The 501-nt window shown below is 61.9% G+C and carries 1 protein-coding gene; it reads right to left on the reverse strand.

All coding sequences use genetic code 11. The features are described 5' to 3' along the window. Positions 1-501, reverse strand: a 501-nt coding sequence (locus ACFQRK_RS24030; RefSeq protein WP_379010974.1) for a Calx-beta domain-containing protein, incomplete at both ends; no start/stop codon positions are given.

Consider the following 501-nt stretch of genomic DNA (forward strand, 5'->3'; position numbering starts at 1 on the left):
GGCCGTACCGCTTACCGTGTAGGTCACCGTGATGTCCTCGGTTGCCGTTATCCCTGAAGGAAGGCCGATGGTAAATGCCCCATCGGTGCCCGGCTCTGCACCGTCCGTTGTACCGGTAATGCTCAGCACGAGGTTCGCCGGCACGGTGCTTTCATCATCCGTGATGTTTACCGTGGCGCTGCCATCCGTGCCGCTTGCCGTAAAGGTGAAGCTGGTCGAGCTGCCTCCGGTCAGGGTCAGAATCACCGTCTCGGTGCCTTCGATCACCTGGTCGTCGCTCACCGCCACTGGCACGCTTACGCTGTTCTGGCCTGCAGGGATGGTCACCGTGCCGGTAAGGGCGGTGTAGTCGCTACCTGCCGCGGCCGTACCGCTTACCGTGTAGGTCACCGTGATGTCCTCGGTTGCCGTTATCCCTGAAGGAAGGCCGATGGTAAATGCCCCATCGGTGCCCGGCTCTGCACCGTCCGTTGTACCGGTAATGCTCAGCACGAGGTTCGC

It is taken from the genome of Parapedobacter sp. GCM10030251, from assembly GCF_042666505.1.
Lineage (GTDB): Bacteria > Bacteroidota > Bacteroidia > Sphingobacteriales > Sphingobacteriaceae > Parapedobacter.